Origin of the sequence: Fortiea contorta PCC 7126, from assembly GCF_000332295.1 — a bacterium.
Lineage (GTDB): Bacteria > Cyanobacteriota > Cyanobacteriia > Cyanobacteriales > Nostocaceae > Fortiea > Fortiea contorta.
Genome location: NZ_KB235930.1, coordinates 5,141,951 through 5,166,890, shown reverse-complemented (window position 1 = coordinate 5,166,890; position 24,940 = coordinate 5,141,951). Strand labels below are relative to the sequence as shown.

32 protein-coding genes, 2 pseudogenes and 1 CRISPR repeat array are annotated in these 24,940 nt (G+C 41.1%); of the genes and pseudogenes, 17 read left to right on the top strand and 17 right to left on the bottom strand.

Annotated elements, in window-relative coordinates:
* Window positions 1-78: 78 nt before the first annotated feature.
* The 8 genes from MIC7126_RS30805 to MIC7126_RS0124155 all read right to left on the bottom strand — a co-directional run bounded on the left by MIC7126_RS30805 (window position 79) and on the right by MIC7126_RS0124155 (window position 8,217).
* Entirely contained in the window at window positions 79-231 is a 153-nt protein-coding gene (locus MIC7126_RS30805; protein WP_154655971.1) for a hypothetical protein, read from the bottom strand.
* Between the two features lie 88 nt (window positions 232-319).
* Window positions 320-1,927 carry a hypothetical protein gene (locus tag MIC7126_RS0124185; RefSeq protein ID WP_026100496.1) on the bottom strand — a complete coding sequence of 536 codons (1,608 nt, stop codon included), beginning with the start codon at window positions 1,925-1,927 and terminating at the stop codon, window positions 320-322.
* A 3-nt stretch (window positions 1,928-1,930) separates the two neighbouring features.
* Window positions 1,931-3,541: a hypothetical protein gene (locus tag MIC7126_RS0124180; RefSeq protein ID WP_017655706.1), complete on the bottom strand. Its 1,611-nt coding sequence runs from the start codon at window positions 3,539-3,541 to the stop codon at window positions 1,931-1,933.
* On the bottom strand, window positions 3,531-3,944 hold the full coding sequence (locus MIC7126_RS0124175) for a hypothetical protein (RefSeq protein ID WP_026100495.1): 414 nt from the start codon (window positions 3,942-3,944) through the stop codon (window positions 3,531-3,533). The genes MIC7126_RS0124180 and MIC7126_RS0124175 overlap by 11 nt, the downstream gene beginning before the upstream one ends.
* Window positions 3,945-4,392: 448 nt before the next feature.
* Window positions 4,393-5,229 carry a type III-B CRISPR module RAMP protein Cmr4 gene (cmr4, locus tag MIC7126_RS0124170; protein ID WP_017655704.1) on the bottom strand — a complete coding sequence of 279 codons (837 nt, stop codon included), beginning with the start codon at window positions 5,227-5,229 and terminating at the stop codon, window positions 4,393-4,395.
* 2 nt (window positions 5,230-5,231) lie between these two features.
* A complete protein-coding gene (locus MIC7126_RS0124165; RefSeq protein ID WP_017655703.1) occupies window positions 5,232-6,224 on the bottom strand; it encodes a type III-B CRISPR module-associated Cmr3 family protein in 993 nt (330 codons plus the stop codon).
* Window positions 6,209-7,765 carry a Cas10/Cmr2 second palm domain-containing protein gene (locus MIC7126_RS0124160; RefSeq protein WP_017655702.1) on the bottom strand — a complete coding sequence of 519 codons (1,557 nt, stop codon included), beginning with the start codon at window positions 7,763-7,765 and terminating at the stop codon, window positions 6,209-6,211. Before MIC7126_RS0124160 ends, MIC7126_RS0124165 begins: the two co-directional genes overlap by 16 nt.
* 152 nt (window positions 7,766-7,917) lie before the next feature.
* Window positions 7,918-8,217, bottom strand: coding sequence for a hypothetical protein (locus tag MIC7126_RS0124155; protein WP_017655701.1), 300 nt, complete (start codon window positions 8,215-8,217; stop codon window positions 7,918-7,920).
* 780 nt (window positions 8,218-8,997) lie between these two features.
* A CRISPR array of direct repeats spans window positions 8,998-10,705; the repeat unit is 36 nt; unit sequence GTTTCCATTAATTCCGCTTCTCCAAAGAAAAGCGAC.
* Window positions 10,706-11,100: 395 nt separating this feature from the next.
* On the opposite strand from MIC7126_RS0124155, the gene csx18 reads away from it, so the two are divergent.
* The 4 genes and pseudogenes from csx18 to MIC7126_RS28285 form a co-directional block, all read left to right on the top strand.
* Window positions 11,101-11,370, top strand: coding sequence for a CRISPR-associated protein Csx18 (gene csx18 / locus MIC7126_RS0124145; RefSeq protein WP_017655699.1), 270 nt, complete (start codon window positions 11,101-11,103; stop codon window positions 11,368-11,370).
* Window positions 11,371-11,372: 2 nt separating this feature from the next.
* Window positions 11,373-12,365 (top strand): CRISPR-associated endonuclease Cas1, encoded by a 993-nt coding sequence (gene cas1, locus MIC7126_RS0124140; protein WP_017655698.1) that lies wholly within the window; start codon window positions 11,373-11,375, stop codon window positions 12,363-12,365.
* A 3-nt stretch (window positions 12,366-12,368) separates the two neighbouring features.
* Complete coding sequence (cas2, locus tag MIC7126_RS0124135; protein WP_017655697.1) at window positions 12,369-12,647, top strand: CRISPR-associated endonuclease Cas2; 279 nt, start codon at window positions 12,369-12,371, stop codon at window positions 12,645-12,647.
* 64 nt (window positions 12,648-12,711) lie between these two features.
* Window positions 12,712-13,248 (top strand): annotated as a pseudogene (locus MIC7126_RS28285) (Rpn family recombination-promoting nuclease/putative transposase); the annotation flags it as partial.
* Window positions 13,249-13,556: 308 nt separating this feature from the next.
* Here MIC7126_RS28285 and MIC7126_RS0124120 read toward each other — a convergent pair.
* From MIC7126_RS0124120 to MIC7126_RS31435, 5 genes are all read right to left on the bottom strand, one after another.
* A complete protein-coding gene (locus MIC7126_RS0124120; RefSeq protein WP_017652137.1) occupies window positions 13,557-13,853 on the bottom strand; it encodes a hypothetical protein in 297 nt (98 codons plus the stop codon).
* Window positions 13,850-14,503 (bottom strand): hypothetical protein, encoded by a 654-nt coding sequence (locus tag MIC7126_RS32105; protein WP_017655694.1) that lies wholly within the window; start codon window positions 14,501-14,503, stop codon window positions 13,850-13,852. Before MIC7126_RS32105 ends, MIC7126_RS0124120 begins: the two co-directional genes overlap by 4 nt.
* Before the next feature lie 6 nt (window positions 14,504-14,509).
* Window positions 14,510-15,016 carry a hypothetical protein gene (locus MIC7126_RS31440; protein WP_017652139.1) on the bottom strand — a complete coding sequence of 169 codons (507 nt, stop codon included), beginning with the start codon at window positions 15,014-15,016 and terminating at the stop codon, window positions 14,510-14,512.
* Between the two features lie 35 nt (window positions 15,017-15,051).
* Entirely contained in the window at window positions 15,052-16,065 is a 1,014-nt protein-coding gene (locus tag MIC7126_RS0124105; protein ID WP_017652140.1) for a hypothetical protein, read from the bottom strand.
* Window positions 16,066-16,129: 64 nt separating this feature from the next.
* A complete protein-coding gene (locus tag MIC7126_RS31435) occupies window positions 16,130-16,477 on the bottom strand; it encodes a hypothetical protein (RefSeq protein WP_017652141.1) in 348 nt (115 codons plus the stop codon).
* 210 nt (window positions 16,478-16,687) lie between these two features.
* Between MIC7126_RS31435 and MIC7126_RS0124095 the strand changes: the two genes are divergently transcribed.
* The 3 genes from MIC7126_RS0124095 (at window position 16,688) to MIC7126_RS30795 (ending at window position 17,900) form a co-directional block, all read left to right on the top strand.
* Complete coding sequence (locus tag MIC7126_RS0124095; protein ID WP_017652142.1) at window positions 16,688-17,269, top strand: tyrosine-type recombinase/integrase; 582 nt, start codon at window positions 16,688-16,690, stop codon at window positions 17,267-17,269.
* Between the two features lie 126 nt (window positions 17,270-17,395).
* Window positions 17,396-17,581 (top strand): hypothetical protein, encoded by a 186-nt coding sequence (locus MIC7126_RS30800; RefSeq protein WP_154655970.1) that lies wholly within the window; start codon window positions 17,396-17,398, stop codon window positions 17,579-17,581.
* Entirely contained in the window at window positions 17,559-17,900 is a 342-nt protein-coding gene (locus MIC7126_RS30795; protein WP_154655922.1) for a hypothetical protein, read from the top strand. Before MIC7126_RS30800 ends, MIC7126_RS30795 begins: the two co-directional genes overlap by 23 nt.
* On the opposite strand, the gene MIC7126_RS0124085 is transcribed toward MIC7126_RS30795, so the two are convergent.
* The 4 genes from MIC7126_RS0124085 to MIC7126_RS0124070 form a co-directional block, all read right to left on the bottom strand.
* Window positions 17,824-18,303, bottom strand: a complete 480-nt coding sequence (locus MIC7126_RS0124085) for an Arm DNA-binding domain-containing protein (RefSeq protein WP_017655693.1) — start codon at window positions 18,301-18,303, stop codon at window positions 17,824-17,826. The genes MIC7126_RS30795 and MIC7126_RS0124085 overlap by 77 nt on opposite strands.
* On the bottom strand, window positions 18,300-18,704 hold the full coding sequence (locus MIC7126_RS32100) for a hypothetical protein (RefSeq protein WP_017655692.1): 405 nt from the start codon (window positions 18,702-18,704) through the stop codon (window positions 18,300-18,302). Before MIC7126_RS32100 ends, MIC7126_RS0124085 begins: the two co-directional genes overlap by 4 nt.
* Before the next feature lie 368 nt (window positions 18,705-19,072).
* Entirely contained in the window at window positions 19,073-19,408 is a 336-nt protein-coding gene (locus tag MIC7126_RS28270) for a hypothetical protein (protein ID WP_017652305.1), read from the bottom strand.
* Between the two features lie 172 nt (window positions 19,409-19,580).
* Window positions 19,581-19,892, bottom strand: a complete 312-nt coding sequence (locus MIC7126_RS0124070; RefSeq protein WP_154655969.1) for a hypothetical protein — start codon at window positions 19,890-19,892, stop codon at window positions 19,581-19,583.
* 191 nt (window positions 19,893-20,083) lie between these two features.
* On the opposite strand from MIC7126_RS0124070, the gene MIC7126_RS30790 reads away from it, so the two are divergent.
* The 10 genes and pseudogenes from MIC7126_RS30790 (at window position 20,084) to MIC7126_RS0124015 (ending at window position 24,847) form a co-directional block, all read left to right on the top strand.
* Window positions 20,084-20,260, top strand: coding sequence for a hypothetical protein (locus tag MIC7126_RS30790; protein WP_017655689.1), 177 nt, complete (start codon window positions 20,084-20,086; stop codon window positions 20,258-20,260).
* Between the two features lie 63 nt (window positions 20,261-20,323).
* Entirely contained in the window at window positions 20,324-20,533 is a 210-nt protein-coding gene (locus tag MIC7126_RS0124060; protein WP_017655688.1) for a hypothetical protein, read from the top strand.
* A gap of 200 nt (window positions 20,534-20,733) precedes the next feature.
* On the top strand, window positions 20,734-21,078 hold the full coding sequence (locus MIC7126_RS0124055; RefSeq protein ID WP_154655968.1) for a hypothetical protein: 345 nt from the start codon (window positions 20,734-20,736) through the stop codon (window positions 21,076-21,078).
* Window positions 21,068-21,325 (top strand): hypothetical protein, encoded by a 258-nt coding sequence (locus MIC7126_RS0124050; RefSeq protein WP_017652150.1) that lies wholly within the window; start codon window positions 21,068-21,070, stop codon window positions 21,323-21,325. Before MIC7126_RS0124055 ends, MIC7126_RS0124050 begins: the two co-directional genes overlap by 11 nt.
* 12 nt (window positions 21,326-21,337) lie before the next feature.
* Window positions 21,338-21,784, top strand: a complete 447-nt coding sequence (locus MIC7126_RS28265; protein WP_017655686.1) for a hypothetical protein — start codon at window positions 21,338-21,340, stop codon at window positions 21,782-21,784.
* Window positions 21,785-21,851: 67 nt separating this feature from the next.
* Window positions 21,852-22,124 (top strand): hypothetical protein, encoded by a 273-nt coding sequence (locus MIC7126_RS0124040; protein WP_017652309.1) that lies wholly within the window; start codon window positions 21,852-21,854, stop codon window positions 22,122-22,124.
* Window positions 22,106-22,642, top strand: a complete 537-nt coding sequence (locus tag MIC7126_RS0124035; protein WP_017655685.1) for a hypothetical protein — start codon at window positions 22,106-22,108, stop codon at window positions 22,640-22,642. The genes MIC7126_RS0124040 and MIC7126_RS0124035 overlap by 19 nt, the downstream gene beginning before the upstream one ends.
* A gap of 305 nt (window positions 22,643-22,947) precedes the next feature.
* Complete coding sequence (locus MIC7126_RS0124030; RefSeq protein WP_017655684.1) at window positions 22,948-24,135, top strand: IS110 family transposase; 1,188 nt, start codon at window positions 22,948-22,950, stop codon at window positions 24,133-24,135.
* A gap of 195 nt (window positions 24,136-24,330) precedes the next feature.
* Window positions 24,331-24,618: pseudogene (locus MIC7126_RS0124020) on the top strand (DUF2887 domain-containing protein); the annotation flags it as partial.
* Window positions 24,599-24,847, top strand: coding sequence for an RpnC/YadD family protein (locus MIC7126_RS0124015; RefSeq protein ID WP_017655681.1), 249 nt, complete (start codon window positions 24,599-24,601; stop codon window positions 24,845-24,847). The pseudogene MIC7126_RS0124020 and the gene MIC7126_RS0124015, both read left to right, overlap by 20 nt.
* Window positions 24,848-24,940 lie beyond the last annotated feature (93 nt).

Sequence of the window (24,940 nt, the reverse complement as noted above, 5' to 3'; positions counted from 1 at the left end):
TGAGGACGGTTAATCTTAAAAATGTATTTAGTTGGCTCATGGGATTGATTAGCTTGCACTTCGTCTAATGTATGAGAATTAATACTTTGTGCGATTGGGGTGAACCGTAATATTAAAGTGGTGTTTGCCGTCTTGAGAAGGGATAAAGCCTAGATTTATTAGGGAAAAATTAGCGATTAATGGTGCGATCGCTCTCTCTACTCTCTGGTGGTTCTCAATCTGCATTGCCACGATGTTTTCTATGATAATTGTCTAGCTTGATACTTGACTTATACAAGAAAATATGTTTCGAGTTTGATAGGCTCTTTCATCGCTCAAGTCAGCTATCTGGGGTTTTGTCCAGAGAATCTGCTATTTCTTTGAGTTTACTCTCTAATTTATTGTCACTTGTTTCTTCTTTCCATAAACCAAAAAGTTTTAATGCTTTTAATAAAGGTAACTTGACACCTTGCAGATAAGCTTCATCTACCTCATTATTTAACTGTTTGATATTTCCCAAAAACTGTTTTATTGCATCATTGTTATATCCCAATAGATAATCACGCACTTCTTGCTGATTTACACCTAACAAATTATGTAATAACTGATTGCGGAGGTCGTCTTCTGTTGTTCTTTTATATTCACATGACCATTTCAACGCTTCCCAGGCTTTAAAATCCTGTCTGAGTTCGCATAGCCATTTAAACTGCGTGCTATTATTCAATTTAAACTTATCTTTTTGATTTTGGTATTTTTGCCAGTATTGCAGATCAGAATCGCGGAGATTATGACTAGGAAATTTTAATAGATTTAAAATATCTAAAGGGTCTTGCTGGTTTAGCGACTTTCTAATCTCGTTTTGAGGCTTAATAAACAACCCGAATCTATCCCAGCCTACAATATTTGATAATTGGATAGAGTAATTGTTAATCTTTTTAGTTTGAGAAATAATTGCAGTTTTCAAAAAAGTCTCTTGCATTGCATTCAGAATAGCTACTCCCTGAATATAGTTTTCTTGTTTAAAAAATATTTCCACCAAATCAAGGGCGGTAACAATTCTACTAACTGCTGATTTAACTTCAAATTCTTGACCTTTAACTAAAGAGGTCTTGATATTAAATAAATCAACCATTTCATTTAATTCTTTTATTGTTTGTTCATTAACTATCCCTGTTAATATTTCCTTAGCTGCTGCTGGTAATCCTTGATTAATTAACTGCTTGGCTTTTTGAATTTGCATCCCGCGCCAATAGTTGGAACTGTTGATAGATTCAGCTTTTGAATTTTTTTGATAATTTTCATCAAAATATTCATTACTAACTAAAAACTCAACTTTTTTAAATCTACCCAAGCTGACAAATTGCACAGCGGAAGATATTGCAGGTGTTCCCGCTTGGTGGCTCACGTATACTTTTGATTGGTTATCATCTAAATCGGATAATGTTTCTTTGAGTAAATCAAGGGTTTCATTCCAGTTATCTATACCTTTACCTATTTTTGTTGGCGTTAAAATTAAAAATTTTGGCTGATAGTTAAACTTATCTTGAAAATACCATTCAAATAGAGGCTGAAGTGTGCAGGTATCTTGCCAATAGGGACATTTTTCATATATTCTTTGTGATTCATCAAATATTTGAGTTTGGTCTGTGAGCAGAATGATAATTTTTTCTGGCTCGATGTTTTCTTCCTGAAAATATTTGCAGTAAGTATCAAGCAATGGAAATTCTAAATCTAACTTGCTATCATCAGGATGATTTCCATACACTAAGCCTAAAACTCTAGCAGGGACATTGTATCCAGCATCTTTATGAAAAGGATCTATTTGAACAGGTGAAGCGAATCCTGTGCATTCTAAATCGCTATGAACTTCGCCGTAAAATTTGCTCCAATTTTTATTACGCTTGAGGATAACATCACTAGTACCTGTTGTGACAATCCACATATTCATAATTTATTCTCCCCAAAGTTTGGTAAAGTTGCTAGTTGGTAAAAAGTTTAAAAACTCTCTTGTTCTCTCATCTTTTTTATCAGGAAAAATCGTCAGTAACTCTACATATCTTCTTCCCTGACGTTTCATTTCACCATCTTTGATTGTGTAATGCGGATACATCCGATGCCAAATTCTACCAATTTGACCAATTTTACCTGTGAGACTTGAACCTTTAATTGATTTGACTCCTTGGTAACTACCATGGAACCATCTCACAGCTAGACTATCTTCTTCATCTTCTGCAAAGCGTCCCCAAACTTGAACTTTTTGCGGATGAAATGATTCGCGCCAGGAACTTAGTTGTTGAGTTGAAGTTTTACCTTTTAATTGCAGCCATTTGTTGACAGTTTTCTGAACATCGTTGAGGATATTTGTAATATGCTCGATTTTATTTACTGGGAAATAGTATGGATTTGATTGCTGCGTGAATTGCCAATGAGAACCTATCATTGGTTTATTATCTTCTAAATAGTCTTTAAAAAAGATGCGGTGGTCGATGCGTCGCCATGATTTACCAAAACCACCAAGCAGCAGAGAAAATCTGAGAATTAATGTTGCTAATGTTTTTAATTCTTTTTTGTATTCTTTTGAGGGATTATCCATGCAGAGAATGTTGAGAGTTCCTGCGTTTAATTCATAAGTGGGCATGGTATTTCTACCATATCTATATTCACCCATCTCCAAATCTACGGCATTAAACGAAATTCCTAACTGTCCCACGACAGCGCCGTTTTTACCAGCGAATCCTCCCCAAAGTTCTCTAGTTAATGCTTCGGCTGTGTTTTCGTCAGTGACGCCGCTAAATAACCGCAGAGTGTGACCGCGTAAGGCGGCTTTAAATATATTGGGACGGAATTCGCCTGTTTTATCGATTAGTTGTGATGCTAATCCTTGTCCTTTTAAGTTAACTGTTATTAGCTTTGTTTCCGGGTGGTTAATGGGTTGACCGTAACCTGCACTAACTCTAGAACCGATACCTTTTTCTATGGCTTTATTCCAAATATTCCAGATAATTTCCCATTCACTTGGGTCTAATTTTTTAGTGCTGGAAATGCCAAATACTAAGGTAGGTTGATAAAGAGAAATCTGCAGAAAAGCTGCGTGGCTACTGTTATCTTTAACTTGCCATTTTTCTTGAGGATGCACTACATCAATTAATTGTTGTTCAACCCAAGTTGCGTCTTGGGGATAACCGCCATGAAAGCGAAGTATTCCCGGTTTAGTATCGTTGTTGGTTAGTTTTCCACCGCAATATTTTTCGCGTTGTTCTGGAGTACAAGCGCGGAGAAATGCGCCTTTCATACTTGCGCCTGGATAAAAGGGAAATCCTTTAGCGGCGATAACTGGACGGATGATGTCTTCGTCTTGTCCGCTGTTGGAAATGAAGCGCCAAGTTATTTGATATTCTTTTGTTTGCACGTTGCTGCTAAATTTGGGCGCGTCAATCGCAGCACCTTCTACCCATTCATCAACCCATCTCTCAGATTGTTCGGGATTTCTGATAAATTGAATTTGTCCGCGTCCGGAGATTTGCGCTTGAAACATTAAGGGGACTTCGTTACTATTCGTCATCACCAACTCCTGACTTTTTATAGCGTTGAGTCCACCACACTAAGCTGTCGCAGAATTGTGTGAGAACGGCTAAACAAATTCTTTGGTCTTCAATGGGAAGTTCCCATAATTTGGCGGCGAATTGTTGAATTTGGGGTGTGTTATTACGGTTAACATCTTCTTGGGGAAGTTTAATTCCTGCTTCTTGCATGATTTTGACGAAGCTTTTCCAGGTATCTCGCCAATATTCGCCTTTGGCTGGTTCTTTTTCTAAAAGGCGTAGTTGTTCTCCCCAAAATCTTTCTAAGCCGTAAGCTACGGTTATTCGCATTTTGTGGGATTGACCGATGACACCTTTTTGGTCGCGGTGTTTGAGGATTAGGTGTTGTGCTTTTTGGTCTAGGTCGTAGGATTTCCAGGTCATAAATAAATCAGAATAAAGAAATTTTTTCACGCAAAGGCGCAGAGAGGAATTTACCGTAGGGGCGAACGGTTGTTCGCCCTGAGATTTGTGTTGTTCGCCCTGAGATTTGTGTTGTTCGCCCTGAGATTTGTGTTGTTCGCCCTGAGATTTGTGTTGTTCGCCCTGAGATTTGTGTTGTTCGCCCTGAGATTTGTGTTGTTCGCCCTGAGATTTGTGTTGTTCGCCCTGAGATTTGTGTTGTTCACCCTGAGATTTGTAGGCTGGGTTCTTGGACGAAACCCAACATTTTTTTACACTCCATTTAATACCAAACCGCAATTTAAAACGTAACATTGAACCTCGCACAAGGGCGAACAACCGTTCGCCCCTACCAAAATCTTAATTACATACACAACGCGGATTGGTATGAGTAGTCCACCATATCCGGGCTACTGTTCCCTGTTCCCTTTCATACTTCGTTTAAGGTTAAATTGCAGTGTCCGAAGCCGATGGATTCTAAGCCGCCTAGGTAAATGTCTGCGGTTTGGGTGTTGTTGAATGGTTGCCATTTTTTCCCTGATTTATCGTCTTTGATGGCGATGGGGAAGACTAAGATGGTTCCTTCTGGTAGGGCTTCGGTGTTGAAGAATCCGCCACCATCAACTATTTTTTGGTCGAGTTTTAAACGGACGCGGCTTTGGCGATATAATGCCATGTCGTGAATCATGGCTATATCGCTGTCTTCTACTATTACTGCTGGTTTTTGTTTTTGGGAGGGGAACCACGGGGATAGGTCTGTGGTTTGGTTGATGGTTAAAAATCCTAGGTTGAAAAATAGGGTTTTTTTACTTTGTGATTCTCGTGCTTTTAAGTTTGTGGAACCTGTGTATGGGTCTGGTATTTCTATTTGTTTGAGATATTTATCTTGAATTTTGATGCTGTCACCGGCGATTCTTTGATAGCGTTGTAGTAGGCGCGGACTTGTTACCCAAACTATGGGTTGACCGGGACAAAATACGGGTAGCCAAAGTATGGAAGCGTATTCAAATTTGATGATGGATTCGTTGTTTGTTTCTGATTGTTCTGAACCTGCTTCGTTACCATACCAATAATTTGCTGTTTGTTCTCCATCTAATAAACGCATTTCTGAACGCAAGCGACCGCGAATTGAACTACCAGGAAGGATTCCTGTTTGGGTAAATTGGTCACGAAAAATCAGGTTTAAATTTCCGCTTTCTTCGCCGGCGGTTGCACCGACGTGCAATGGTGCTAAGGTTTCAATAATGCCATAAGCTTTTTTGTACATTGTTAGGCGACTCCTTTAATTTCTATTGGTAAACATAGACCGCATCCTACACGTTTGAGGCTATAACCTTCTTTGGGAAACCATGCTTCATCCCATTCCCACCAAGTTTTATTTAATGGTTCGTTGAGTACATAAACGCTACCAGCGGGAACGGCGTAACGTCCTCTTCCTAAGTTTCCTTTGGCGCGATAACGGTAAGATATGGGTTTATCTGTGAGCATTTCTATTGTTTGGGGAAAGTTTTCGTGTTGGGGATAGCGATGAGAGAAGCGGTTAGAACCCCAAACAGCGGGTGTGATTAAGGCGAAGGTGCGTTTGATTGGTTGATTTAGTAGGTTTAAAAATTTTTTATTTGTTATCTCCTCACATTCAATTTCCACAATATGATTTTCACCACCGAAGCGATACCAGCCATTTTCTAGGGGATGAGTTGAGAGATAAACTAAGCAGGTGTTGTCTGACATTTGCACGGAGTTTTCGAGAAAGAGTCCGTCAGCTTTTTCTACACAACGTTCTGAATTTTTAATTTTGGGGTGGAGAAAGGAAATAGTTTTCCAAGGATTATCTGATACAGATGTATATTTATTATTTCTGATTACTTTAGCTGGAATTCCCCAAGAATCTATTTTTTGCCAGCGATAATCTGGTTCTAGTTTCTCGCTTTTATTTTCTAATTCCCATTGACCATCTTTTAATTGCCATTCATCTACTGCTTTTTTGGCAATAATTTTCTGCCAAGGAATGGGAACATAAAAGTATTGCTTTTCTCTTATTTCTGCCCAGAAAGGGCCGGCTACAAATAGATTAGCACTTAATTCATTTTGAGGAAAATTTTTGGTTATTTTGTTAACGCTAAACATTAAACCTGATAATGTTGCGGCTTCTGGTGGAAATTTGTAGCCTGAAAGTCCGACTAGATTATCTGGTGAAAGAAATGCGCCTGCACTTCCATACATCAATCCTAAAGGATTAATTGTGATTAGGTATTTGAACATAAATGCCAGCCTACTTTAATTAAGTTGTTTATCCATTCGATTTTGGCTTTGCTTTTGTCAAAAATATCATCTTCATCGCTAAAACCTACGATACGTTTGGCATTTTCATCATTTTGTAATTCTTTACCTTCGCCAGGAAAGTAAATATCAAAGAATTGAATAACGAATTTTTCATCAAATGTTTTTTTGTCAGAATTAAAAGCGCGCCGGGCTTGCAATTGCGCTAAATCTTGATATACATGACTCCAATTTGCTTGGTGTTCTCTGTCTTGATATTTGTTTAAGATATCTAAATAATCCCAAGGACAAGTCCACTGCACATATTGACCACTATTAAAGACTATTCTGATGGTGATTCTTCCGCGTCCTGAAGCTTTGGCTAGTTTCTCGGCTTCACGACAATGTTTTAAAATATCTCTTTGGGGAACGCTAGAACCAGCCCAGACAAAGCCAACACTTAAGCCGATTTTTTGGTCATGTTTTTGCCATTCTTGAGGTAATTTGCTTAACCATGCAAAGGCTTGTTTGGCTGTAATTGGTTCTCGGTCTTTTTCACTATAAATCACTCCTAAAAAATCGTCACCACCTGCATAAACTATTCGACCGATTTCTCTGGGAAAGTCTCTGTTAAAGTCTTTTCCCCAGTTACGCATGGCTTGACTAAATTTTTTGAGTTCGTCATCACCATTTTCTAAAACTGCTAATTTCTTTAAATGTTTCCCTACTTCGTCACCATCTCCCATAAACCAACCCGTCCAACGTCCTTTACCTTCCTCATTTTTGGTTTCTGGGCCTCGATAAATTTCGCTGAAACTTTCTAGTTTATCCATCCCTAAATCTTTGGCGATTTCTGGAAGGGTGACTAGACGTTTAACTAATTCGGGAATGCTTAATTTTTCATGGAGTGCAAAAAATTTTCCTTCGGGTTCTGCTTCTTGGGGAAGATTTTCTAATGCACAAGCGAGGTGTTTATAAAAGTTTTTGATATCTTTTTTTTCTACACTCCACTGGCGATTTCGAGGATTTCTCTCTTCTCCTCCTAATCCGGGAAACGCAATTCCATCGGTACCCGTGAGACTGGAACTCTCGCCAATCCAGTTAATCGCTGTCCATCCACGGGAAAGTTTGCGGGTTTCTAAATCATCCATCGCTGCAGAAATGCTCTCACCCCTTCCCGAAAAGATTTCCCAGGTGTGGTTTCCCCAGTTTGTCCACTCTCTTTCCCAGTGGTAGGTGTCGTTTGGTAATTTCTTTTCTATCCAGACGCGACTTGTTTGTAAGATTCCTTTCCACGCAGACAGTAAGGTTGTTTCTGCTTGGTGTTGGGAAAATTCTCCTTGGAGCAGGAGGCGATTTGGCATTCCTTTTTGTAAGCTAATGCTGGCTGGGGAAATTACTGTTGTGGTTTTTGCAGCTTCTAACACTAAGCGTTGACTTAAGTAGGAGAGAATTAGGGATGCTCCGTATAAATCTCTTAATTTACGCGACTTTTCGATAAATCCTTGCACCGGAGCAAAGGTGATAGCAGTATATTTTGACACTATTACATTGTTTCCTTGATATGGTCTTGTTTAACCTACAGTTCAAATTCTAACTTTTATTCAGTATTTACACTTTGTAATAAAGTTGGTGATGGGGACGCTAAAAAACCCCGGCTTGTGGGAAAAGTCGGGGTGCTGTTTGGTTCAGTTGGTTATGGGATTAAGATTTGGCGGATTAAAATACTCATCACTTCGCCTGAGTTCTCGGTTGGTAGCAGTGGACTCCAGTCTCCCACGCTGGCGTAGCCAATTATTTGCAAATAATGAATTGTGCTCCTAACGGCTTTTGGTGAACCGATGAGTATATGTTTAATCCGTTCTCTGTTGGGTAATGTATTTTCAACGGGTTGCTTGAGAGGGGGTGTATTTAAGTTTTCGCCACCTAGGTATTGTTGAAATTGTGATGGGGCGAAGTCTTGATTTTCTACAAACTTTTCTACTTGTGTCATCATTGTATTTATCTCCCATAATGGGGGGTTTAGGGAAAGGCGATCGCAGTTTCTTGGCAGAGGGCGATCGCCTTTCTTATTAATTAATGTAAAGTATAAATTTATACTTGTCAACCCCTATTTTGCAAAATAAATGGCATTTTTTTCTAATTTGTGTTAAGCAATAAAACCCTAAAGTAGTTGGACACAAATGACGAACTTTATGGGCTTGGGGCGTTGGGGCGCGGGAAAAATATAGTTATGTTTAGTTGTGTTTGTTTAGTGAAAATCTATAATTGCTTTCTCAAACTGGGGTTTGGTGATTGATTTCAGTACATTCAGCAAGTAAAAAGGCATTTTGCTTTCTCAAACTGGGGTTTGTTTATTAATTTCAGTAGATTCAGCAAGTAAAAGAGCATTTTGCTTTCTCAAACTGGGGTTTGCTTATTGATTTCAGTAGATTCAGCAAGTAAAAAAACCATAAAAATGTGTCTATCTTGGTAGCGCATCATTTTTATGGTTTTTATAGATTATGAGTATTGAAATAAATTATCCGTGTAGGGACACAACATGTTTATTGGTGTCAACTTAAGCCACAGATTGCTTAAATGCTTGGCTTTCATACCCGCCTGGGAATGAATTCCCAGGCTAATAGCTGAAGTCTACTGAAGTAGACTAGGGATTTGTGAGCATTTTTAGTCATCTTGAGATGACTTAAGCTATGAGACTCAGAATTCATTCTGAGGCGGGACAAGGGTTTCGCGTTAAGTTGACACTAATGCAACATGTTGTACCCCTATCCGCGTTTTCATTAATTCCGCTTCTGCAAAGAAAAGCGACCCGTTTGCCGGATAGCTCGGGGTAATAAGTAGGGAATACGATATTATGTTTCCATTAATTCCGCTTCTCCAAAGAAAAGCGACGAGTTATTAAGTTAGTTAAGCAGGGCAACGGGTAGTTTCCATTAATTCCGCTTCTCCAAAGAAAAGCGACCAGATATATATGTGAGCAACACTGTAGCGCCCTTTACCAAGTTTCCATTAATTCCGCTTCTCCAAAGAAAAGCGACCTCACTTCTTTAGGTGATAAAGAGTCAGCCTGAGAATTATTGAGTTTCCATTAATTCCGCTTCTCCAAAGAAAAGCGACAGGTCTTCTCACGGGGGCTGTGCTTCCGTTGCGTTTCCATTAATTCCGCTTCTCCAAAGAAAAGCGACTAAAGTGAGCAACAACAACTAAAGTGAGCAACAAGTTTCCATTAATTCCGCTTCTCCAAAGAAAAGCGACTATGTATACTTCAAGTTCGGCTTGAGCTTGCCGATGTGTTTCTGTTTCCATTAATTCCGCTTCTCCAAAGAAAAGCGACATACAATGCCTGTACTATTGTTCACAGTGCTAATAAGGTTTCCATTAATTCCGCTTCTCCAAAGAAAAGCGACGTGAACTCACCTCCGTTAACATCATGCAATGGAAAACTAATGTTTCCATTAATTCCGCTTCTCCAAAGAAAAGCGACGCGGATAGCCTCGTACACTACCTCGAACTTGTAAGGGTAGGTTTCCATTAATTCCGCTTCTCCAAAGAAAAGCGACCCGACACGTCATAGCCGTAGTCGAGCATCGGCGACTTGAAGAACGTTTCCATTAATTCCGCTTCTCCAAAGAAAAGCGACGCGACGAGACTAGGCTAAGTCAACTAAAGTTAACCGATGTGTTTCCATTAATTCCGCTTCTCCAAAGAAAAGCGACTAACAAAGTTATTTGGGTTGAAACAAATAATACAAAAGGGGTGTTTCCATTAATTCCGCTTCTCCAAAGAAAAGCGACGTTAGTGAGGTTATAGTTACCCGTGTTGACAGGCTTGGGCGTAGTTTCCATTAATTCCGCTTCTCCAAAGAAAAGCGACAACTGTTCAGACACCAGCTACGGCGTATGGGTAAAGTTTCCATTAATTCCGCTTCTCCAAAGAAAAGCGACCTAAAACTGTTATTCTACCTATGGGTAATGGCAAAATATTATATGTTTCCATTAATTCCGCTTCTCCAAAGAAAAGCGACACAGTAACTATTGCCGCCCCCGGTGGTGTGACTGGTAAAAGTTTCCATTAATTCCGCTTCTCCAAAGAAAAGCGACGCAACTTTCCAGCCGACCCAAGTATTTACTACTACAGTTTCCATTAATTCCGCTTCTCCAAAGAAAAGCGACAGCATCAGCCCTAAGTTATCAGTCAGACCTGTACAAGCTGATAGTTTCCATTAATTCCGCTTCTCCAAAGAAAAGCGACTAGACAAAGCGTTAGCATACTATCAGCAAAGATTGGTGTAGTTTCCATTAATTCCGCTTCTCCAAAGAAAAGCGACGTGGCTGTCGGCTCTGGCTTCCCCACAATCCTAGCGTTTCCATTAATTCCGCTTCTCCAAAGAAAAGCGACGAGGAAATCCGCACCGAGTTAGGTATCCGGGGTTCCATATACTCAAAGTTTCCATTAATTCCGCTTCTCCAAAGAAAAGCGACCCCTCATATTAAACCCCTTATCTCGCCTGATGTCCAGCTGCCATTTGCGACGGGGTGAAACAATCAAACCCAACTCGCTACAAAAACAGACATCTAACAACCCTCAAACCCTGACACAGAAAGACATCGGCCGGGTAAACGACAAAATCAGCCTTTGCAACTTTCACCGACACCGCCGCAAAAATTAATACCCAATACCCAATACCCAATTTCCCCACCCTGGCGTAAATCATCACCACGTATCACAGTCCGGTTTTGTAAAATTACTTGTGTAAATAGAAATATAGATATAAAACTCCTATTTGATTTTTGAAAAAAGTCCGCACACGTTACCGAATCTTCTTCCCCGTTCCCCTCTTACACAAATAATTTCTCCAAACCAAACCTATATATATATGTATATCTCTTCCCGCGCCGCTTTAGTTCGCAATCTTTCCGTAGCCTTACTCAACGGCACAGTTACTTTAATCATTTTATTAATTGCACCTCTAGGACTAGCAGCGGTAATTATCAACACCATCCTGGTAACGATCGCTAGTTTTGTCAACGCCACAGCCGGTGATGCAATCATCAATTTTTTACAACCATCCCAAATTAAAACTTTACTCGCCCAAGTCATTGAGCAACAATCTCAACTCACGAAAAAAAATAAAAATACCAAATAAATATGCGGACACTTTATGTTTCTCGACAAGGTTGTTACATCACTCTCAAAGGTGAAAACTTAATTATTAAACAAGGAGAAACAGTCCACGGTGAAGTGCAATTACCTTTTCTAGAACAAATCCTCATCTTTGGTAAATCGCAAATCACTACCCAAGCAATTCGCACTTGTTTGTGGCGAGATATCCCCATTGCTTATTTATCTCGCATGGGATATTGTTATGGGCGACTAATTCCCATTACTAGAGGATATCGGCAATTATCCCGCTATCAACAACAATTAACAGCAGATGAACGTTTATTAGTAGCTAGAAAAATTGTCCAAGGTAAACTTAAAAATAGTCGCACCTTTTTACAACGACAACAGCGGCGTCACCCCTCACAAACTACAGAAATCGCTATTAAAAGTTTAGAAGTATTAGTACAAAAAGCCGGAGAAGCAGAAACAATAGAACGTTTAATGGGTTTAGAAGGTGCTGGCGCTGCTCAATATTTTTCTGCTTTTGGTGAGTGTTTAAATAATCCCGAATTTATCTTTTTAGCTCGCACTCGTCGTCCTCCCGGAAATCCAGTCAACGCTATGTTGAGTTTTGGATATCAAATTTTATGGAATCATTTACTCACACTCATTGAACTCCAAGGTTTAGACCCTTACCACGCTTGTTTGCATCAAGGTACAGAACGTCACGCGGCTTTAGCTTCCGATTTAATTGAAGAATTTCGCTCCCCCATAATTGATTCTTTAGTTTTGTGGTTAGTGAATACCAAAGTCATCAATACCCAAGCAGATTTTGAATATCACGACGGCGGTTGTTATTTGAATAACTCCGGACGCCAAAAATACATTAAATATTTCCTCCAGCGTTTAGAAGAATCAGTGCAAGACAGCACCGGAGAACAGCAACCACGCTGGGATTTAATGACTCAACAAATAAAAGCTTTTAAAAACTTTGTTTATCAACCAAACCAAACATATCAGCCTTATCAAATTCGCTAAATCATGTTATTTTATGTGGTAGTATATGACATACCATGCGATAAAAGAAGAAAGAAAGTCTCAGATTTATTAACAGGTTATGGTCAACGAGTGCAATATTCAGTGTTTGAATGTATTCTCGATCAAACTAAATATAAAGAACTAAAAAAAAGACTCCGCAAACAAATCAAACCATCAGAAGATAGCCTGAGATTTTATCCCCTCAGCCGTCACACCTTAAACCAAATTGAAACCTGGGGAGAGCCACCCGTCACAGAAATTCCCGGCTCGACCATAATTTAATATCTGACTTGATCGCTTCTTGGTGTAGAATCACAAAAGCCTAAATTCCCGTCATCCATCTAGTGTGAAAACAGACAGTATTTTTTATCGCCTTTTTCAAGAATTTCCCAGCATATTTTTTGAATTAATTGGTGACTCACCCCAAACCGCAGAAGTTTATCAATTCTCCTCCATCGAAATCAAGCAAACAGCATTCCGCATCGATGGTGTTTTTCTGCCAACACAAGGAGAACACAACCCCATCTACTTCGTAGAAGTCCAGTTTCAAACCGACGCCGAATTTTATTTGCGCTTATTTTCCGAAATCAGCTTATACTTGCGTCAAAATAAACCCCAAAATCCTTGGAAAGGAGTAGTTCTCTATCCCACACGCAGTCTAGACACAGCAGATATTAAACATTACAGCGAATTTTTCGCTAGCGGACGTGTCAGTCGGATTTATCTCGACGAATTAGGAGAGACTTCATCACTACCCGTGGGAATTGCTACGATTAAATTAATCATCGAAGACAAAAATACAGCAATCACCATTGCCAGAGAGTTAATCAATCGCACCCAGCAAGAAATCTACACAGCAGCAAAACAGCGACAGTTACTAGAATCCCCAAACAAGTCTTGTGGAAGGTTAAAACTTTACAAAGGACAGGAGCAGCTAAGGACAACTTCTGACAGAAAATTTTCTGATGTTGATTAGAAAAATTGTCGGCATAGTGGATTAATAGTTTAATCCCTAATTAATATGTTTTCCTTTCCTGCTCATCCTGAAACTAAAAAGAAACTGCTAAATCTTGTAAACGGAGATAAAGATACCTGTCAAAGGCTAACCAACAAAATAAAAAGCAAATATCCTGAGTTAAGCGAGCAAGAATGCTGGGAAAAAGCCATTAACGACTTAATTAGAGATAGACGTTAATCCTTGTTACGAATTAAATAAGCTTTGATTTCAGATAATTGTTTGTCAATATTATCAAATCTAAAATCAATTTCTTTTAATCCATAACCAATACAATCTGATATCTGCTTTTGATTACCAACAAGATGATTAAAATCGCGCTGCTCATTGAGAGCTTTTTCTGCAGCGGCTACTGCATTTTGAGTACTCCGCTGTCTCTCAAATTTTAATTTGTTCCACCACCAAGTAATCCAGCCAGAAGCGGCACAAATCAAAGCTAATACAAAACTAGCGGCACTAGGATTAAATTTCATATATACAGGTATTCAGTCACTTTAACCTTAGCAGTAGACAATAATCCCGAACAAATGCCAACAATCGCATTTTGGCTAGCGTTACTATCTAAAAATTTCTCATTAGCTGATAATACAAAATCGTAATTAGTAGCAGAGACAGTAACGTCATTAGAGTTAGTGCCAATTGGGACGTATTTAAAATAAACGCTTGAACTGCCTGTATTGCTAATTAAATACGAATATCTGCTAGCATCACTTTTTTCCGAAATAATGACAGATTTAGCAGTACTAGAAACATTGATGTCAGCAGTGGGTTGAGCTTGTGTAGTTTGTTGTTTTCTTAAAGGGAAAAACATTTTATGTATTGTTATTTTAGTTTTACCAAGATATGCGTTTGGAAAGAAAACTAACTGAAATCTTCCTCTTTGAGCAAAGGTTAACTCTTGATTACCAAAACGCAGAATTTGTGAACTAGCAACTAATTTATTTGGGTAATCAATCAATATTTGCTCAATTCTTCCACTACTTTTATAGTTTTTTAGTGGTTTAGCTTCTAAGGAAATAATTAAGTTAGCATCATTATCAAATAAGTACGGAATGATTACAGAATCAACTTTTTTTAAGTCCCATCTGTACTCACTCCGATAAACCAATTGAGAGTTAATCATTGGTTATTATTTTGTTGGTTTCCTAGGTTTTGGTCTAGCTCCTGGTTTAGCTGTTGGTCTAGCTCCTGGCTTGGCTGTTGGTCTAGCTCCTGGCTTACTTCCTGGTTTACCTGCTGTACTACTGGTTTTAGATCGAGTTGGATTAGTAGAAGTTTTGGGAAGAGAAACGCTTGTTATTGTTCCTCCCCGATACTTTTTACCTCTCAAGGAATTTTTAATTAATAAAGTGCCTAATTTTCCAGGATCAGCAAACAATAAAAAGGCTCTAGATTTGCCTTGACCCATGCTGACATTAACATAAATGCGAGCAGGTCTTGGCTTATTCATGCCATAAATCAACCCAGGCTCATTAGCTTTAGCTGTCTGTACGCCTATTTGCTTTGCAATATCATCTGGATAAGCAACTTTATTGCCCTTCCAAGCAAATTTAATTTTAACTGCACCATTTCCAGCCCCGCCAGCGGAAGAATCTGTCATTGCAATAAACAAGTCAACGCTTTCTGTTTTAGCCATTTAATCAACTCCTATTAATTTTATGCAGGTGTTAATTAAAGGTAATCAATGGCGTGTATCGTCACATCTCCATTAGCTGCAGCTAAAGTAGTAAAAGGTAGATTGGCTGATATAGTAGCACTACCAGTTTCAATATCAAATTGAATTTGAACATTGTTAGGCTGATTTTCGGCCGGCGTTACAGCTTTTTCAGCAGCAGCTAAAATGCTTGCAATCTCTAACAATGCTTCTGGAAGAGTATCTGATTTTAAACTTCCACCGCCGTTAACAAAAGCAGAGTATGTAGAGCCAAGATAATCGCTCGCAACTATATCGATTGAACCGCTTGTTTGAATAGTTGTGGTGACTGGAAGAGTAGCAGCTATTGCAACAGTACCTGTGTCAAAAGAAATTGTTGTAGAAAGATTTCTTTTTGGTGGTAAGCCAGGGTTAGATCCATTTCTTAAATTTTCAGCGGCGTCTAGTGCTCGACAAACTTCAAAAAAAGCAGCAGGAATTTGAGTTGATTTCAAAGTTCCACTTGTTCCAGGTGCAAAAGTACTCATTCGTTTATCCTTGTAAAAAATGTAGTATCCGTACTTGTAATCTGTTGTAGCTGGAAAATTGGCTGAATTGAGGGGAATAAATCTAGAAACTTTCTTTGGGGTTAATGTCGAAGAAAGTGCAGCACGCGAGGCACTCACTAAATAAATTTTTTTATCTTGAATCAAAAAATTAAATTGAAACTCTAAAAGCTTGTTAGCTACAGATACCGGAAGATAGCTAATAGCTGCTTGCCAATCTATATCTAAATTATCCCCGCTAGGAGTTTCTATAGTTTCAACAGGAATATCACTAAAATTGTCTAGTTCACTTTTTAGTGGCTTTTTAGGGATAAATACGTAATAATTGCGTTTCCATTTGTAAGCAATATAAATACTTTTTTTAAATAAATTTTTAATAACTTGAAGTAAATAAACATCAGAATAATTAACTATCTTAGCAAAGCTAGTTAATTTAATAGATTGTCTTCCGTTTATATAGTAGACTTCATCAAAGTTTGTTTTCACGTTTTTTTTCTCTTAGTTTTTTACTCCATGAAGGTACAACGTCTTTTTGTCCGGAGGGAAAGAATTAACATAGTGTCGGAGTGACAGAAATTTTTTTGTATTCTTGATTAGAATTGGTTACTTGTAGTGGCTCTATTCCTTTTAATCGGTCGGGGTCTACATATTGTTTTAATGCGTTAATAACTCTTGAGCATTCAGTTTCGGTTTTACACCAAACGATAATTTTAGAGTTGTCGTTTAAAACTTGTATTCCTCGATAATCGCCTTTTTCGTAATCAGGGAATTTAGGTTGATGTTGAGAACCATATCTGTAATGCGGAAGTATTAATGTCCAACGAGAACGACCAATTTTTAGTTTTTCTAAGGTGTTGATGGCTGAGGGGATATCCGTTGAAAGGTTGATGGTGGTCATGTCAGATTAATGAAGTGAATAAACCCGTTTTAAGCAGTAATCAAAACAATGTAAATATTCCACTTTTATGTAAATCAAGAACAATCACTGAGGGCTGAAAAGCCTACCACCATTAGTATTTAAGCAGATATTGACTATATCTAAAAACGCAAATGTTCCGAATTAACCATTGCAACTGGTTAATCCGGAACAATTCTGAGGAGAATTTTCATGAAAAATAACCGAAACGGACAATCGGCTATTTTAACTGACACGGACTATTCTAAAATCCGCAAGCAAATTAAAAGTCAAAAATACAAGTTGCTTTTAGATTTAGCTTGGTACACCGGGGAACGGTGGGGGGCACTGGTAAAGTTAAGGATAGAGGATGTTTACAATCCCAACGGCACGCCACGGGAATATATTAATTTTCGGGCGATTACTCGCAAGGCAACGCCAGACGGTAAGCGCCAAACAAGACAAGTGCCTGTACACCCTGTACTGGCTGAATCTTTATCTAATTACACTCCAGATTCTAGTTCGGGCTGGCTCTTTCCCTGCCGTGATGGTGACATGCCAATTACGATTCGGTGGGCAGATAAAATTTTACGAGCTGCTATAGAAAGACTGGGTTTGACGGCTAAGGGTATCAGCACTCATTCCACCCGCCGGACTTTCATTACCAAACTGCACCGCAATGGAACTGACCTGTACACGATTAAGAAAATCACTGGTCACAAGGATTTTAAGTCGTTGGAACGTTACGTAGAAATTTCGGCTGATCGTGTTAAGGGGGCGATCGCTACTCTATGAACACTAAGCTGTTATTCCTGCAAATCGAAATTTTCTTCCAGCGCCTCCAGGAGGGAAATTACGATCACCCGGTGGACTTGGCTAAGGCCCTAGAAACCCTGGCAGACTTTGCCTGGGAGGAGGTAGATGAGCTTTACCCGCCGTCAACATTCCCGTGACAATATTGACACAAACTTAATGTTATTTTTTTGGGCGATCGCTTTATTCATTGGGCGATCGCATTTTTTCAAGGTTGCAATCACAAGAAAAACCCTGTATCCTGCCTTGACACAGGCGTTACAGGAAAATTATGACTTTGCAACCAGGAACTAACAGTACCAGCTGGTCTTCGGCTTGGAACAATGGCAAGACTAAAACAATTCGCGTTCCAGTCAAACTAGCTGATCAAATCTTGAACTATGCCAGGGAACTGGATTCTGGCATTGACATGGAACAGCAGATTATTCTCAAATTTATTGATTCTTTTGTGGAACGGAGAAAAGCAGAGTTTCGCCCCAATCAGTACAGCCGTACTGCTTCACTAGAAAGCCGCCGGTGGGATGAACTCAAAAGATTTAGGAATTTGGTTGCGAATGGTGACGCCAAGAGTGAATCAAGTGTTGAATCTCTTGTGGTGTCTGTCCGTCGTTGATTGCGGCTTCTACATCTGCCTTTCGATTTTTAGCGATCGCACTATTTGCACTGCCAAGATAAATCCGATTTTTCTTCCTGCCAGTCATCCAGCAGTAGCGATAGTACCAATATTTACTACCAGAGCGTTCGACCCAATATTTCTCTACCCAGTGGGTATCGTGTTGGGGCGCAACTTTTTTAGTATCTAATGCAACTTGCGCCCCAACAGGAGATTCTACGGTATCTAATTGCGTATCTTCGTTTACTTGCGCCCCAACACAATTGTACGGAGTTCCAGCTTGCTGAGTATCAGTTTTTTCTTGAATGTGTTGGGGCGCAACTATTTCATCCCAGTAAGGATCCTGTACTGTCTTAATCTGGCTTACAGGGGCAAGGGTGAATAGGGAGAGTTGTTGACTCATGACTCAACTCCCTTAAGTTCATCCCAAAATGTTGAGTTAGGAGCGTATTCAGGAATTGCGTTTAGTTGCTTGATATTAGTCGGATGTTCCCACCATCTTTGACGTAAACAAGAGCGAATAAATCCCTCTGGGTTGGAAATTTTATCAAATCCACCACGTATCTTAAATAGAGCAATAGATACTTTTATTTCAGGATTTGAATGGTTTAAAACCTCTTTCTCGCTTTCGTCAAAATGTATACCTTCATCTGCAAGGGTGGCTTGATTGCTAATAAGATTAGAATGCTGCTGCTGTATATCCTCCTCAACGGCAGACTTATCTTTTGAGTTCAGGTGGATTGTAAGTCGAGTTATTGTTTTGTAAGTTTTTTTCTCGTCTTCTTTCTCGGTGGCTTCAACCACTCCAGCGGTCTCACTAGTAACTTAAATATCTTCCAACTGTACTGCTTTACCACTTGAATTACCCGATGTTCGCAAAGTAACTCGAACATCTTCTTTAAATAATTGTGACTGTATCCCTTGCCTCTTGACTTTTCTACCCAAGCATTAAATTCTGTATAGGTCAGGTTCTGTTTCTAGGCTGACTTCCCCTTGTCTCATTAGCCATTGCCAAAGGACTTTTGCAGCGTTGGGAATTCGGTTTTGGTAACAGAATGATTCGTGTTCTTCTGTCCACGGAAGGGCGTTTTTCTGGGTTTTTTCTGTCATAATTTAAGTGATTTGTTGAGTCAAAGCCATCTGTTTAATCATTGGATGGCTTTTGATTTTTTTTAGTGGCGATCGCGCTGTAGTTGCCAAATGGCTTTTTCTGCACACCAGTCACGACTGCGATCGGGATTTCGGTTTTGTTCGTATCTGATCAATCTGGCGGCAACGGCTGTGTCTCCTTGAACTAGGGTGATTAGTTGGCTCCAAAGTCGAGGGTTGACTTTTTCTCTCCCAGGTTTTCTGGTGGTGCGTGATTTGGATGTGGATCGTCGCGGTTGCCTGTTGGCTCGCTCTCTTCCCTCGCGGATCATTTCTTGAATGTGGTAGCGTCTTTTTCTTGCGGCTCTTGCAACATCGGGCTGTACAATCTGCCAGCAAATAGACAGCGCACCTAGCATTAAGATGAACCAGATTGAAAGGACTAATATATGCATAGTGGTTGAGTTGGTAGAAGCAACTCATTCCAGCATCTACGGGTTACTTTGATCTGAGCATCGGAGGATACCCGTATTTGTTTTTGAACTTTTCTTCATAAAACAAAACCGTCCTCACCCAGTAGGTAGGACGGTTTTATTTAGATTCTGGTATATGTTCCTCGGCAGAAACTAAATCACGTATTTCTCGTTTAAGCTCTTGAACTGCATTGTTGAAAAGTTCTTTTTGTTCCTTGGTTTCAATCAGGCTAGTTTCTAAATGCTGTTGACGACCTTCAAGATATGTAGAATAAGCGTTCTCGATGAATTCGAGACGCTCTATGATTTTCCCAGCAGAACTGTTTGGCTTGATGCCTGTCCTAGAGTGATTTCCTCCTGAGCAATCTTGGTGAGAAGATCCGATCTGGTTAATCCCATCGCCGATGCTTGAGCTTTTAGCTTCTCCCAATCTGCTTGACTCATTCGGACTGTGACTGATTTCGAGTCCTCGGCGTGTTTCTTTGGTCTGACCATTCTTACATTCCACAACTACTCCCTTATTTTATGCAAATGCAAAACTTTTAAGCAAATGCAAAACCTTGACAAGACTTTTGCACTTGCATAATATAACATTTAGGTTTTGCAAACGCAAAACTATATTTGCAACACAAAACCGCTCCCCAACGCCTAACCCTTCGCGTTGCACCTGGAGCAAGCACCCACGCACTGCCTAGTCCCCGCGTGGAAACACCCTTGAATTTGTACCTGATGCTCATGCAAAAGGCGATCGCCCTACCAGTAGCACAGAGCGATCGCCAGTCAAATACCAAGTTATAAGGAGTCCATATTATCATTCAAAAAATTCTCGCAGACACAGCCAAACTTAATCGCTCCCAAGCCTTGGGATTATGTGGACTAATCTGCATTGCTTTAAGAGAGAATACCAGCGTCGCTTACCAGTGGGAGGAATTGAATTTTTCAGATATCCCTCAAAAATTGATAGACGCCATCGATGAGCTTGATGAAGATTACCAATTCGTTCTGCTCAACAATATCTCTTATGGATTCGTGGAGGAAGACGCGATCGAAGTCCTTGGGCTAGTCGATTAAAAAGGCGATCGCCTTTTATCAGGAGTGCGATCGCCAAGTAATGGATTTGATTTTGATAAGGAGATTTTACCAACGAGTGACAGTAATGCAAAATCTGTACACCACGCCTGAAGCATCCCCGCGAAACCGGGATACCAGAAAGCACAATTCGCTCTTGGCTACGCCGTCACCCTGGAGTATTTCAGATTGACGTGCATGTGGTGGTTGAAGAATCAGGACGCAAAATGTGGACTGATGCCGGGATTGAACTATTGCGTAGCCGCAACACTGCACCAGAAAATGCAACGGATGACGATGCAGAAAATAGTGCAGATGACCTGCTTGAATCACTGCTAGCCAATGATGCCAACGCATTAGCCCACGAATACTGGCGACAATTCCCAGGCAGAGTGATTCACCGCATTCGCCAAATGCGGGACAATCCCACACCCCAAGACCGGGAAATTATGCAAACCTCACTTCGCGCCGCACTCGCAGCCGGCACATCTCACCTACTGCTACCCACCTATCAACCAATGTTGCTGGAGGGAGACGGTGAAGAATAAACAGCAGCCCACCAGCAAAGTTGTACCATTCACCGGCGAATTCTACCCCGAAGTAGAACCCACCCCAACACCAGCGGCGACACCAGATTTAACACCAGCATATTTCGTGCTGTTCGCTGCAGCCTTAGTTGCTGGTTTAAGCCTAGGGGCAATTTTCACCTACCAAAGTGCAGATCAAGTGCAACTGCGGCAGATGAAAGCGCAGTCCGAACAACTGCAGCAAGTCAAGACCCAAGTTTGTCAATAAGGAGTAAAGATTATGGGTATCCTATCTCGCATCACCAGCGCTGCTGGTAAATCCAGCAACAAAGAAAGTCAATCCTCACTCGCCACAGGTGGTCACGCCATAGACAAAAATCGTGTGCTGGCTCCAACTGACCCCACAGCGATAAACCCATTGAACGCGGGCGCCTGGGAGTCAGTCCGGACAGCACCTGTCAGTGACGTACCCCGCTATTTTACCAAGCCAGAAGCTGATGCCCTCAAGGAATTAGCCACAGAAAAAACCCAAGGTGCAAAGCAATCTCAACGCGCCTACAAATCGCTTGGCAAGATTGAAGCCGCTGACGCCGCAGTTCACAAACACCACCGCAACTACATTCGCGGCACAGCCGACGCCGAACTAACTAAAAAACGCGCCGACGCAAGCACGGCGCGACACCTCCACGCACTGCGTCCAGAATACGCCAAATTGGGTTTGGTTTAGACCGCGCTGAAAACAAAGCACAGCAACGCATTCAAGAGTTAAGAGCCAAAATCAAGGATAACTACTAATGACTAAGGCGGTACACCTGGGGGCTTGGTTCCTGTTGGGGTGTATCGCCTCTAGCTGTGTGGCTTGGCTAGGGGCGTTGCATCCGGCTTTATTCCGGGTTATGTGGGTGATTTACATCATGTGTGCAGCTGCCTTGGGTATGGCTTTAGTCACCGATGATGCAGCCCGTCAGTTTTTGAAAATATCCGAACCTGATTACTACGCGCTGCTGATTGCTGTAGCCTGTTCTGTTGTATTGGGAGGGTTGCTGCAGTGGCTAATCGCTGGATAAAAACCAATTGCTTGTTAGCAAGTACCGCTGCTTTCTGGTTCGCTGCACTTTCCCCTATGCCTGCAATTGGTAAGGGAATTTCTTACAGCTTGGCACTGGTTGCAGGGGTGCAACTCGTCAGGGAATCCCAAAGACTGATGATCCAAGAAGCCCGCCGGGGGGCATTGTCTGCAATGAACCAGGAGTTAGAGCAGCTAGAAATTGCGTTGCACACTCAGCAACAAGAGGAGGCGCTTTATGAGGTTTATCAAACAGCGACTTACCCGCCGGAAGTCAAGGAGGAGCTAACTAAAAGCCTGGAACACTTGTATCAAGAGCCGAGCGCAGATCATGTTGTTGAACTTCAAGCTTCAACTTCACAAAAAAAATCCTTGTATTTAGCAGTGAAGTCACTACTTGAAGCTAAGAGCGAAACCTACGTCATTGAAAATGTGTTGCGTCTCAGTGGTGGTCAGTGGGCAAAGGGAAAGCAGATGTTGCAACAGATCCTTGAGGAGGGCGATCGCAATGGCTGGTGATTACACCGCCTGACGAGCCAGCTTGACTCACTGGCGAAACTACAGCACTGCTGTAGTCGCGGTCTGGAGTCCAACCCAGACGTTAAGTGCAAATGCAGCAGCTTAGGGCTTTTTACTAGAATCAAGCTCTCGCGGCTTTCAGCAATTCCCAAGCTCGGTTGGTGCATTTGCACTGATTTCATCCCTGTGTCGCCGCAAGTTACCGCTTGCGGCATTGCCTTGAGAGTGAACTAGGCTGATGGCCTTCGGGTGATTCATAGGCATCGACACTAGGGACATTAAACGAACCACCCAGAGGAAACCGAATGATTAAAGTTTTGGGGCTTGATGTTAGCAAGTCCTCAGTTTCTGCTTGCCTGTTGACAGACAAGCCAGTTCAGCCACGTCAATTTTATTATGATTGCCACTTTTTAAAACTAGAGGCCAACGCTTCAGGAATTCGTGAGTTACTGCAACTGCAGCCAGACGTTGCAATCATGGAACCCACAGGAAACAACTACTCTAAGCTGTGGGGTACGCATTTAGCCCGTGCCGGGGTGGAAGTGCGGTTAGTTGGTCACAAGGAGTTGCGGAACTATCGAGCAAATCATTTAGCGTTGCCAGACAAAGATGATGACGCCGATGCACTAGCGCTCGCCTGCTACTACTTCGACTACCACCAAGACCCACGTCGATTTGTGCAAATTCGAGATGAGGCAATTGTCAAAATTCGGGAATTGGTACTAAGACTCGCTCACCTTAACCGTGTGCAAAGTCCCATTATCAATCGCTTGCGTCAGGATTTGGCGTGGCAGTTTCCAGAGGTGGCGCTTGTCAAGTCGGTGCGCGGCGCATCTGGTGAAGTCCCTCTGTTATGGGGGTGGCTTGCTGGGGTGCGTCCCAGCAAGAAATATGATGCACTCTACGCTCAAACTGTGGGACTGGGGATAACTGCTACTGTTCGCCAACATGCACAGCGATTGTGCAATCTCCAAACCGAAGAATTCAACATCGAGGTGGAATTGTCCCAATTGCTCAGTGATTCACGCTTTGAGAAATACCGCGCTGTATTCACACGTTTTGGGTTTGGCACTCGCTTACAGTCTGTGATAATTTCCCAGATTTACCCTATTGAAGCCTTCCTCAATGCGGATGGTAAACCAGAAGTGAGGATACGCCAGGGGCGTAACTCCAAAAAATCCACCAAGCGTCACCTTTCGTTGAGGAGATTTCAAAAAGCTTTGGGCATAGCTCCCAGCTTGGAGTCATCTGGTGATAAACATAAAAGTAAGATAATTGGAGGTAGTGACCTTTGCCGCAAGGCTTTGTGGCAGTGGGTGTTTACCAGGATTGAACCTAAGCGATCGCGCTTGGCTAATCACATAGGCGTCACCTTGGGTGGATTGCTGGATACTGAAAAAGCCGCCGGACGCCCGGTCAAGCTGGTGCGAATGAAGGTTGCATCCTATGCTGCACGTTTATTGTTCCGGGAGTTGGTGAGATGTCAAAAATAGTTCATTTTGTCCCTGGTGGCTGGAACGGGGAATCTGTTGTTATTGCAGTTTGCGGGAAGGAGATATCACCCTTTGAAGCCTCATCGCTTTATACGACCTGCAACCAGTGCAAAGCAGTGCTTAAGAAAAATTTAAAAGCTGTGACTGATCGAGTGGATTACGAGTAATACCCCATGCCCAATAATCGACTAGAGTGAATTAATAGAGACTATCTTGATTTATAAGTTTCCCACCATGAGTCGTCAGGAGATTGAAGCGATGTTTGGGTTAAGCGAATTGCAGCAGACACGAGTTTATCAAGAAGCTAAGGAAGAAGGTATACAGGAAGGACTCTTGCGAGCAAAATTAGAAGTCGTACCTCAATTTTTAGTCTTGGGACGGACAGTGGAACAAATCGCCCAAGCGTTGAATTTGGAAGTAGAAATAGTTAGACAAGTTGTACAAAAAGCAAACAATCAAGACAATGAATCCTCAGGAGATTGAAGCAATGTTTGGGTTAGATGAATTGCGTCAGACACGATTTTATCAGGAAGCTAAGGAAGAAGGACGTTTGCAAGGTCTAGAAGAAGGACGTTTGCAAGGTCTACAGGAAATAAAATTAGAAACCATATCTCAATTGTTAGTCTTTGGTTTGACAATCGAACAAATCGCCCAAGCGTTCAATTGGGAAATAGAAACAGTTAGACAAGTCGCACAAAATCTCAAAACCTAACACGCAAATTATATATAGGACTCGTATTTGAAGTATGAAAAAACTCATTATTTTCATACTTCATACTTCATACTTCATCCTTCATACTTCATA